The 10017-nt window shown below is 71.0% G+C and carries 8 protein-coding genes; 1 reads left to right on the top strand and 7 read right to left on the bottom strand.

Going from position 1 to position 10017, the window contains the following annotated elements:
* The 3 genes from OH807_RS41255 to OH807_RS41245 all read right to left on the bottom strand — a co-directional run.
* Positions 1–350: hypothetical protein (locus OH807_RS41255; protein WP_406210607.1), on the bottom strand; the 350-nt coding region annotated here is incomplete at its 3' end.
* 51 nt (positions 351–401) lie between these two features.
* Complete coding sequence (locus tag OH807_RS41250) at positions 402–992, bottom strand: DUF402 domain-containing protein (RefSeq protein ID WP_406191979.1); 591 nt, start codon at positions 990–992, stop codon at positions 402–404.
* A 291-nt stretch (positions 993–1283) separates the two neighbouring features.
* Complete coding sequence (locus tag OH807_RS41245) at positions 1284–2738, bottom strand: gamma-glutamylcyclotransferase family protein (protein WP_406191983.1); 1455 nt, start codon at positions 2736–2738, stop codon at positions 1284–1286.
* Positions 2739–2886: 148 nt separating this feature from the next.
* On the opposite strand from OH807_RS41245, the gene OH807_RS41240 reads away from it, so the two are divergent.
* Positions 2887–3792 (top strand): RimK family alpha-L-glutamate ligase, encoded by a 906-nt coding sequence (locus OH807_RS41240; RefSeq protein ID WP_406191986.1) that lies wholly within the window; start codon positions 2887–2889, stop codon positions 3790–3792.
* 144 nt (positions 3793–3936) lie between these two features.
* On the opposite strand, the gene OH807_RS41235 is transcribed toward OH807_RS41240, so the two are convergent.
* From OH807_RS41235 to OH807_RS41220, 4 genes are all read right to left on the bottom strand, one after another.
* A complete protein-coding gene (locus OH807_RS41235) occupies positions 3937–4314 on the bottom strand; it encodes a hypothetical protein (RefSeq protein ID WP_406191989.1) in 378 nt (125 codons plus the stop codon).
* A 212-nt stretch (positions 4315–4526) separates the two neighbouring features.
* Positions 4527–6887 carry a Helicase associated domain protein gene (locus OH807_RS41230; RefSeq protein ID WP_406191992.1) on the bottom strand — a complete coding sequence of 787 codons (2361 nt, stop codon included), beginning with the start codon at positions 6885–6887 and terminating at the stop codon, positions 4527–4529.
* Between the two features lie 118 nt (positions 6888–7005).
* Positions 7006–7713: a helix-turn-helix domain containing protein gene (locus OH807_RS41225; protein ID WP_406191994.1), complete on the bottom strand. Its 708-nt coding sequence runs from the start codon at positions 7711–7713 to the stop codon at positions 7006–7008.
* Positions 7710–10013 carry a hypothetical protein gene (locus OH807_RS41220; RefSeq protein WP_406191997.1) on the bottom strand — a complete coding sequence of 768 codons (2304 nt, stop codon included), beginning with the start codon at positions 10011–10013 and terminating at the stop codon, positions 7710–7712. Before OH807_RS41220 ends, OH807_RS41225 begins: the two co-directional genes overlap by 4 nt.
* Positions 10014–10017 lie beyond the last annotated feature (4 nt).

Raw genomic sequence — 10017 nt, 5'->3', positions numbered from 1 at the left:
GTGTCGAAGAGGATCTCGTCACCGGCCGGGAGCCCGAATCCGCACAGCGCCATTTCTCCAGTCAGCTGTGCAGTGCCAGGGAATACGTGCCCAAGCGAGGCACCGATCAGGACGACGTCGTGGCCGCTCCGCAGTTGGCCACGTACGCGTTCGACGCTCTCCTCGTACGGCGAGAACCTCACGAACTGCGATCCGTCAGCCGCGCTGGTGGTGGTCCCTACTCCTGGCACGTCGAAGGCAGTGCCTTGAGGTCTTCCACTCTCTACGAGCATCAGCTGACCGCCGACGGTCGCCCCATTGATGGACCAGGTACAGGCGTAGTCCCCAGCGGAGACCGGCAGCTTCATCATCCTCGAAGGATAGGGCGGCTGTGAAGTGCTGAGGAATGGTGAGTTACGGCCTTACACGGCCACCTGGGCTGCGCCGTCAGGCAGTTCGGGCGTCGGCCAGGTGGGGTCCGGCGTCCAGGTGGGCCACGGGCCGGCGAACGGGCCGGCACGGCCCTGAAGGAGGCCGAGGGCGCGCTCGCGGGCCTGCTCGACCAAGCGGTGGTCCTGGTCGGTGATGAAGCCAAGCCGGCGGCCGTGAGCATACTCGTCCTCGTCCTTCCACCTCACCGAGGAAAGGTCGGGCTCCACCACCAGGTCGACGAGCAGGTCCAGGGTGTCGATCCCAATCCGGGTACGGACCGCCGGGCGCTCGAAGTTCACGTACAGGCGCAGCGACTTCCCGGTCGGCGTCTGAATGTGGTGCACAGAGAACCATTCGCCGGTCTCGAAGCGGGACCGGCGAACGGTGTCGCGCCAGGCCCAGGGGCCGAGCGTCCAGGTGCCGGCGGCGAGGTTGGTCAGGCCGTTGCTGCGCGCCTCGTCGTCGCCGGTGCGCAGCGCCGTGGCCAAGGTGGTGGGTGCGAGGGAGCGAATGCCCGGCCAGTAGGCGAGCTCGAGAACGGTGCCGGTGTCGGCGAGTGCCGGTAGGGCTGGGCGGACCACACCTTGCCCACGTGGATGTCGCGGCGCACGACCGTGGCGCCGGACTCGAACCGGGCACCCAGCCCGGCGGGGGTGGTCACGGCCGGCTCCAGGTCCGACAAACGGGCTCGTGCCAGGTGGTCCTCACGACCATCCCGCCCGGGGAGATGTGCTCGTTGGACCACGTCCGGCAGCACCCGGCACCCGGCCGGGCTGGGGCCGGCGCCCTGACGGCACGGACTAACCGCCACCAGGGCAGGGCGCAGCGCGGGGCAAGGTGCGGGGCCGGGCCTGCGATAGCCCGGCGGGCTTCTACGACGCGACGGGCCGCTTCTCCCGGAGGAGTTCGCGGATCGGTGCTGGTAGGGGCTCGGCTGCAAAGGCACTTATTACAACGTCACCGTGAAGCCCCATGCCGCGTTCGACGGACTGGAGGTACTCGGCCCTAATGCAGGCCGTGCCCGTCGCGATCCCACGTGCAGCCGCCTCCTTGGCCGCAGGTCTGCCACGGAAGGTGACTACGCGATCCGGCGCGCCGCCCAGCAGCGTGCTGTGAGGTGCGCACCGCGCGGTCACGTCGAAGACTTCATAGTTCCGCTCGCGCCTGCGGAGCCGATCGAGGCCCTCGCTGGTCACCATCACCAGCACGCCTTCGACAGCCGCAGACGCATCTTCTTCGACGTCGAGGAACAGGACTTGGACCGGCGGTTCGGCGGTGCGGTCCGGGGTGAGGTAGACGACCGCGGCCCGATCGTCGGTGTTGTCGGTCGCCACGCTCCAGGTCCGGCGATATCCGGACAGCTTCGCAGGCACATAGTCCAAGTCCGGGGCCAAGGGGCGTCCCAGGTACTCGGCCAGGGTCGTGGTGTCGACCAGACTCCCGTAGACGAAGACAGCCCACCGCAGCGGATCCTCGAAACGCTTCCAGCCGCGCGAGCCCTTGGCCACGTCCTTGCCGATCTCCACCCCGGCGAATCGGCCGATTTGCGTGCCTTCGGATTCCCCTAGCTGGTACCACTGTTGCCCGGAGATCGCAGTCGCCAGCCCGACGGCCTCGCCTCGAAGCTGGATCACGAGCCTGCCGTTTAGTCCGGTGATGTCGCGGCCCTGGACGTGGCGGATCTCGCCGTCCGTCAACGGCGCGTCGAGGGGCACCCATAGGGTGAACGGCGCGCCGGTTCGGGCGATCGGCCACGTGCGCTGCTGCGCGCGATTGCCATCGCCGTCAAGAACGTCGAGCTGCACCCTTCGCGCGGTTATCGTGCCGTCCACTGGCGACGGCGCCACATAGTGCAGGAACACTTTGGCCGTCAGATCGTTGATCGTTAGCCGCCTCAGCCGCTTGTACCACCGGATCGCCACGATGATGTCGTTGGAGTCCGAGTCTGCGCGCTGGGGCTCGTAGTCCATCTCCCAGGGGAAGCAGAGGCTGGTCGTCTTACGCCATACGAAGGGGTCGACCGCGAAGACGCGGATCACGAACGTAGCGACGACGAGGGCAGGAATGAGCAGGGACAGCACACCCACGACGAACGAGATCGCCTCGTCCGCGTCGTTGTGGCCAGCAGAGGCGGGATACGCCCCGGTATTGATCAGGGCGCGGAGCATCGCGCTGGTGCGCGTAAAGAATGCGTTTAGCGCGAACCTCTTTGACAGCGGGTCCGCCGCCACCGTGGTCACATCCTGAAGCGCGGCAATCGAGGCCGCCAACATGACAAGTGCGGCGATCGCGAACAGCGTGAGCTTCCCGGCGGGAAGGCGGGCCACGCTCCATCGGAAAGACGTTGAGGAGCGGGGATGGTCTGCGCGAAACCCCAATTCTGAGCATCTCCCTGACTGCGGCGCGACAAGGCACGTAGGGCTGACCATAGCGGGGAAGTATGATGCGACCAGGGTGACGCTCCGGTAAACTCACGTGATCACCGATCGACCGAATGCGAGAATGCCGGTGCGGTGCACATACTGTCACGAAGTCATATCAGAGGCGTCCTGGTTCGCCGATCCACCCGAGCCGTCGGCGCCGTGGTTCCGGCCGACGTCGGCGCGGCAGATTACAGACATAGCGGCGGACCTCGGTCTGGAACTGACCTGGCTGTCCGACGGCTGGGTGGTCCGGCTGCGCCGCGATGCCGTGGTCAGGCACGTCATCGGCTACGCCTTCCCGCCGAACTCCGCCGTGGCAGCCCATTTGGCGGCAGACAAGGTCGGCTGCTTCGCAGTGCTCGAAAACGCTGGCATCCCGGCCGTTCCCCATCGGATCGTCCGCGCCGGATCGTACGGTGCCGAGGAGTTGTACTCAGCGGTCGCGCAGGCCCATGAGCTGCCGCTCGTCCTCAAGCCGAACGACGGCGACGGCGGCGTCGATGTCTACCGCGCCGACACGCCGACCGACCTCCGTCGGATCCTCGCCCACATGTTCGACCGCTATCGCGCAATCGCGATAGCGCCGTTCGTGGAAGGTGCCGAGGAATACCGGGTCGTCATGCTGAACGGCACGGCGTTTCCCATCTATCGGAAGCTGCGTTCGCTTGCGGACGATTGCGTCGCCGAATGGCGAAACAATCTACGCCACGGAGCACGACCCGAACTGGTACGGAACTCAGCCCTCAAAAGCCAGCTGACGATTCTGGGCCGCCGCGCCATGGACACGCTCGGGCTGATGTTTGCCAGTGTCGACATCCTGTTGGTCGACGGCGGTTTCCGGATCTTGGAGGTCAACAGCTCGGTCTGTTTCGAGCGGTTCTCCGGATTCGGGCCCGGGAACTATCACATCGCCTACTGCGTATACCGCGAGGCGCTGCGTCAGGAGTTCCACCGCTAGGCCTGTGCGCGGACAGACCTTGCCCGCCGACCCCTCGTCCGCGGTCTGACGGCATCCCTTGTCCCGCCCGTTGACCAGCGTGTTGTCCCGCCCGGTTCGCCCAGGTCAGGGGGCCTTGTCCTCTCGGTTTGTCCGTGACGGCGATCACCTCGGGGCGGGCGGCGGTACGGGCGGTCGGGCGGCTGGCCAGTAGGCGGCGAGCCGACTCGCGAGTTCTGCGGCGACGTCGCCAGCCGCCAGGGCCTCGGCGACCGGGCCGGGCAACGGGCCGTCCAAGGGCGTGGTGTCGTCGGCGCCCGGCGTCGGCCACACGACGCCGCCGTTGAACCACGGCCGGACGAAGCCGGCGACGGCGGCCGGGCTCGGCAGCACGCAGTCGCCTGCGAAGATCTCGGAGGCGTAGTCGTACCGGCCGCGGCCGTCGACGTCGCGCCCGGTCCAGCCTCGGGCGAGGCCGGCGCCGTGGTGGAGGGTGCGGATGCCGTCGTGGCCGGACCAGCGCAGCCACATCGAACCGCGCACCAGCGGCGAGTCCAGGACCGCCCGGCCCAGGTCCCGGTCGGCGGGCGCGGGCCGGCTGCTGCACAGGCCCAGCTCCAGTCACCCGGGCGCGGCGGCGGGGTCCGGGGCGGGGCGGGTGGTGTCGGTCATCGCGGGTGCCTCCGGGAGTCGGGAGCGGGTACGAGCGGCCGTCCCGGCCTCGGTGAGCCGGGACGGCGGGGGTGCGGGGCGGGTCAGCCGGTGACGGTCTCGGCGTGTCGGTGGAGAGCGTCCAGGAGCGCGATCTGCTGCTCGGTCAGCTTCCCTTGGGCGCGGGCCTTGTCCTGCTTTCGCAGCCATGTGCCGGGGCGGAACGTCGGGTCCGCGTCGCCGCCAGTGCGGTTCGCCGGGCCGTCCAGGGTGCCGCCGGCGGCGAGGTAGGCGAGCAGGCGGCGGTAGGAGCGGTTCCAGTCCGGCTCCAGGTGCCACAGCTCGTCCAGCGCGTCGAGCTTGGCCACCTGGTCTGCGGTGAGGTTGTCGGCCTTGCGCTGGCGGCGCATCCACGCGCCCACCGCGTAGTCGTCGAGCTTTGTGGTGGCGGGGATCGCCAGGTGGCCGTGCTGGTGGTGGAAGGCAGCGGCGTAGGCGTAGCCGCGTTCCCAGGCGTTGGCGTTCTTCGACCAGATCATGCCGAGGGCGTCCAGCTCGCTGATGCGGGCGGCGTCGAGGAGGTGCTGGCCGTGGAGGTGGCGCTGGCGGGTGAGCCAGGAGATCAGCTCGGCGTGCTTGGTCTTGTCGGTGGGGTCGAGGTGGCCGTGCTGGAGGTGGAAGACCGCCGCGACGGCGTGCATGCTCTGCCACTCCACGGCGCGCGGGTTGAACGCGCGCAGCTTGACGGTCTGGAGGATCCGGGCGGCGTGCTGCTTCGCGTTGATCCGCAGCCACTCGATCGGCGACTCGGCCGGGGCCGGCTGCTGCTCTCCCTCCCCGGCCTCGGTGGCCTCACCCTCGGAGGCCGCCGTGGTCGCGGTGGTGTGCGCGGTGCCCTGCGAGCGGCTGGCGCGCAGTTCGGTGATCCGGCCGACCACCCGGGCGTCGTGCGCGGCCAGGGCGCGCAGGACTCGCCAGATCGTGCGGAAGGAGCTGGCTTCGATCTCGGCGTCGGCCTCGGCCTTCACGGCCTCGCCGGCGTCGTGGACCTCGGCCGGGTGCGTGGTCGCGGTGTCGTCGCCGACCTCTGGCGTCGGCAGGTAGACCGGGATGATGACCCAGCTGACCTTGCCCTGCCGGTAGGACTGGCGCAGCGCGCGGCCGACGGCCTGGACGATGTCGATGACGCTCGACTTCGGGTCCGCGAAGCAGATGGCGTCCACGGCGGCGACGTCGATGCCCTCCGTCAGGAGCCGACTGTTGCAGAGGATGCCGCACTCCTCGCCGTCCTCGCCGGTGTGGGCCTTGAACTCGGCGAACGCGGCCCGGCGGTCCTTGAGCCGGTCGGTTCCAGCCACCGCCTTCGCCCAGATCCGCTCCGGACGCTCCGCGTCGGGCAGCAGCTCCGAGGCCTCCAGCAGAGTGCTCGCGAACTCCCGCGCCCCAGCCACCCGCGAGTGGAACGTGATGACCCGGCGCAGGCCGAGGTCGGCGACCGCGCGCAGCACCGCGATCTGCAACGCGAGGCGCAGCAGTTCCTCGTTGCTGCGCTGGGAGCGCAGGTCGGCGACGGCGGGGAGGTTGAGCAGCTCGCGCAGGTCCTCGTCCGTCACTACCGGCACGAGTACCCGGTAGTCGGCGAGGTAGCCGTGCTCGATGCCCTGGCCGAGGGTCCAGGTGAACACGGTCTTGCCGTAGATCTCCTCCGAGTCCATGGAGCAGAGGACGGGCAGCTTCTCGGTGCCTTCGGTGTCGGCGAGGTCGGCTAGGCCGTCCTCCGCCCGCCGGTCGTCCGCGATCCTGGGCGTGGCGGTGAAGTACAGCCGGCGCGCGGCGGGGACCTGGGCGTCGTCGTGGACGGCCGCCCACGCCTTCCCCTCGGCACCTGCCGTCCGGTGGGCCTCGTCGATGATCACGAGGTCCCACTGGGCCAGCCCCCAGCCCTGGTGGGCCTGGACGATGCGCTCCAGCGAGGCGTAGGTGGCGTACACGGTGACCGGCTGGTCGTCGGGGGCGCCGTTGACGAGGTCGGTGATCCGGACGGCCTGCGTGGTCACCTGGACGTGGACGCGGCCGCCGGCCTCCGCGCTCTCCAACGCCTCCTCCCGAGAACACGCCGCCACCGCCAGGCCCCGGCGCCCGCCCCGCAGCGACCACGCTTCGGCGGTCTGCTCCAGCAGCTCGATCGTCGGCACCAGCACCAGCACCCGGCCCCGCGCGGCCAGGCGCCGGGCGCAGCCGGCCGCGATGAGGGTCTTGCCGGATCCGGTCGCCGCGACGATCGTGGCGCGGCCGCCGTCCTTCACCTCGCGCACCGCGGCCGCCACCGCGTCCTTCTGGAACCAGTGCAGCGGCAACGGATTCGCTGCGGCGGCGCCGGACGGCTGCGCCGGGACCGGCTGAGCGGCTGCGGCGCGGAACGCGGCCGGCACGTCGGCCTCGGTGGCGGCGGTGGTGGTCTCCACGGCGGTGCTTCTCCTTCGGATGCTGAGACGGCCCGGCGAGGCGCTCGGTGCTGTGGGAGGGTCGGGGCGGGCGGCCTCTCCCCGGGGCCAGGTCATGGATGGGGAGAGGCCGACCGGACTACTGCTGGTCCTCGGGGATCCAGCCGCGGACCTCGAGGTAGGCGATGTCGGCGTCCTCGACCGCGCGTCCGGTCTCCACCAGCCAGGCCCGCATCGCCTCGGTGACGTCGCCGTGATGGTCGGCGACGCGCTGGGACCACTCGGCGGCGTCGAACCCGCCCGTGGAGGCGGAGCCGTAGGTGCGCTCCTCCGTGCCGTCGGAACGCGGGATGAAGCCACGGCGGATGCCGCCGGAGTCCTTCTCCGACCCGGCCGAGTAGACGTACTGGTCGGCCTTCATCCGGACGGTGAAGGCGAGACGGCCGCCAGCCTGGCCGGTCTCGTGCACCACCGGGGCGAGGTGGGAAGCGCCGGACTTGATGGCCTGCTTGCCCGCGCGGCCGGCCATCGACTCACCGGGCTTGCCGACGACGTCCTTGCCCCGCACCCGGGCCTTCTGGCCCGTCTTGGTGGTGCGGCGCTTGGTGTTCGCCTCCGCGATCCCGGACAGCGCCTCGGTGTCGCGCTCGCCGCCGCGCACCGCGCGGACGACCTGGCGCAGCGCGCCGACGAACGCCTTGCCCTTGCCCTTGGTGAAGAACTGGCTGACCAGGCTGGCGTCGCGGCCGAGCATCTTGGCGACCTGGCGCTTGGTGTAGCCCTGGTCGATCAGCTCCTGGGTCAGCCTCGCGGCCTCGTTCGGGTTGTTCGGGTCGGCCGGGCTCACCGGTCACCTCCGGCCGCCTGCTCGGCGGCGAGTTCGGCGCGGCCCAGGCCGCGCAGCTTGAGGTACTGCTCCTGGCTGACCGGGTGCTCCACCGGGCCGGTCAGGTGGCCCTTGAGGAGGTAGTCACCCGGCTCACCGCGGTAGGGCCAGGGCTGGCGCTCGGTCAGGGCGATGCCGTCCGTGCCGAAGTACACGACCGTGCCCGGCTTCGCGTGAAGCGCCCCGGCGTAGCCGATGACCTCCTTGCCCTGCCGGTACTTCATGTCCAGCAGCGCCGCCCGCGCCCCCGACCACACGTACGCCGCCCACTCCGGGTGGGCGTAGGGGTCGCGGGAGAAGCCGGCCTGCCGCTGCCACGTAACCACCTCGCCGTCCTGGCCCAGGATCTCCACCCCGGCCGGGAGGCTCTCGCCGACCGGGGTGGTGCCGGACACCAGGCGCGGGCGCTGCGCAAAGCCGCCCAGGCCGAACAGCAGCACCGACCGGACCGCGCGGGAGGCGAGGTAGGCCGCCTGTCGCTGCCGCTCGTCGCCGTGCATCTTCGAGAGGTTGGTCAGGTCCGCCCACGCGGCCTTGAGGCGCTTTCCCCACTCATCCAGCGGCTTGCCGTCCTCGAACAGCAGGCCGCCCAGGATCTCGACCTTCCACGGTGCGAGGTGGTTCGACAGCGCCAGGTGGACCTCGGCGCCGCCCGCCCACGTGGTGAACGTGGTGCCGGGCTCGGAGGGGTAGATCCAGGCGCGGTCACCGGTCACGGGGGCCGGGAGCAGGCCGACGTGGTTCCACCCGGCCGGGACGGTCACGCGCACGTTCCAGTGCGAGCAGGACATCAAGGCCTTGACCTGCTCCTGGTCGGTCATCGCGGCGAACGCGGCCGCGGTGATCCGGCGCGGGATGCCGACCGGGGACTTCCACAGGTGCTTCGCGTAGGCGAAGGTGCGGTCGTACTCGACCAGGGCGGGCAGCTGCTCCGGGACGCGCGGGGGCAGGATCAGCTCGGTGCGGCCCTGGCCACCGGTCGCGTGCAGCAGACCCCGCAGCTCCTCCGACAGCACCGGGTAACCGCCGGCCCACTTGCCGGTCGTCGGGACGGTGCGCGACCACAGGTCCCGGCCGGTCTGCGACGGTGAGCCCATCAGGACCGCGTCGTCCCAGTGCCGGCGCAGCGCCTGCCACAGCAGCGTGAACGCCTGGCGGCAGGTCACGACGTCGGCGCCGTCCGGGTCGAACCACTCCCCCATCGAACGGATCTCGGTGCTGCGGCTGTCCGGCGCGGCAACCGGGGCGTAGCGGCCCACCGGCTGGCGCTGGTGCACGAAGTGCCCGGCCAGCTTGTCCCGGCCGGAGCCGACAGCGGTGGTCCACCGCTCGGACGGCGTGTTCAGCCACGCGGCGACCGCGTCCTTGAGCGTGGAGTACCGCTCGGCGCCGTCGTGCCACGGGGCGCCGGCGGTGACGTAGACCCGCTCCGTGCCGGGCGCAGTGGCCAGGACGGCGTCCAGGATCTCCCCCGGGGTGCGGGCGCCGAGGTCCAGGCGCACCACGCGGTCGCGCACCGCCAGGTCACCGCTCGCCGCGTCCAGGAACACCGTGGAGCGGGCCTGCTGCGTGAAGCTGGGGCGCTTGGAGACCAGGCCCGTGGTGACAGCCTCGAACCGCGCACCCGCCGGACCCTCGGGAAGGGTGGGCAGCTCACGCGGACCGGCCTCGACCACCGGACGCGGCGCGGCAGCGACCGGCGCGACCGGATACTGCCCAATGGCGCCGGGGATCGATGTAGTGGTGCGGTCGGAGGCGGCCTGTACGCCGGGTTCTGTCTCCCCGGGGGCCGATGTGGCCGACCCTGTCTGCAGCACGGCGAGCTGCTCGGCGCCGACCTGGTCCTCGACCTCGGTCGGCGCCTCGGTCACCAGGACGGCCGGGGCCAACTGCACGACGGCAGGGGCCGGGCGGGTCAGCGCCGGGGCGACCGCAACGGCAGGCTCGGCCTCCGGCACCTCGGGCGCCGGAGTCGGGGCGGCGGCCTGGTCGTCGGCCTTGGCGGCGCGAACGGCGGCCGGGGTCGGGTCCAGCAACGGGGCGATCCGCACGACGTCACCCACCGACAGACCCGAGGCCTTCGCGATGGCCGGCGCCTGGGCGCCCTCGTACCCCGCCAGGCCGGCAACCCGGCGCGCACGCCGGTCGGTCAGCTTGTCCAGCTCCTTCTGCGCGGCCGCGACCGTCTTCTCGGCGGCCGTGATCTCGATGCGCAGCTCGCGCAGACCGGCGAGCTCGGCGGTGTACGTCTTACGGTCCATCAGC

It is taken from the genome of Kitasatospora sp. NBC_01560 (assembly GCF_045208415.1).
GTDB lineage: Bacteria > Actinomycetota > Actinomycetes > Streptomycetales > Streptomycetaceae > Kitasatospora.
This window is presented reverse-complemented; position numbering and strand designations above follow the sequence as displayed.